This is a genomic window from Chryseobacterium sp. SIMBA_028 (genome assembly GCF_046535285.1).
Taxonomy (GTDB): Bacteria; Bacteroidota; Bacteroidia; order Flavobacteriales; family Weeksellaceae; genus Chryseobacterium.
Genome location: NZ_JAWRWZ010000112.1, coordinates 1 through 335, shown reverse-complemented (window position 1 = coordinate 335; position 335 = coordinate 1). Strand labels below are relative to the sequence as shown.

Annotated in this window: 1 protein-coding gene; it reads right to left on the bottom strand. The window is 63.3% G+C overall.

What is annotated here, in order from left to right; genetic code table 11:
- On the bottom strand, positions 1 to 335 hold a 335-nt coding region (locus SCA31_RS22775), incomplete at both ends, for an EAL domain-containing protein (protein WP_410699320.1).

The window sequence follows — 335 nt, the reverse complement described above, 5'->3', positions numbered from 1 at the left end:
CGAAGCGCCCGGATCTCGTCGCCGACCGTATGATCGCGCGGGCCGAGATAGACGGATTCCGTCACCTCCAGGATCACATGGTCCAGCGGGACGCCTTTGCCGATGAGATGTTCGTCCAGTTTCGCTCGGAGATTGCCGGTGTGAAAATCGGCAGCCGACAGGTTGATCCCGACGTGCTGAAGGGGGAGGCCGAGATCAAGCCAGCGGCGCATGTCTGATGTCACCATATCGAGCATGCGTTCGGTCAGTTGCAGGGCGATCTCGCCGTCCAGCATCGCCTCATGGAAATGGGCCGCCGCGACCGTCTCGCCGGCCGGCGTGCGCATACGGCACAG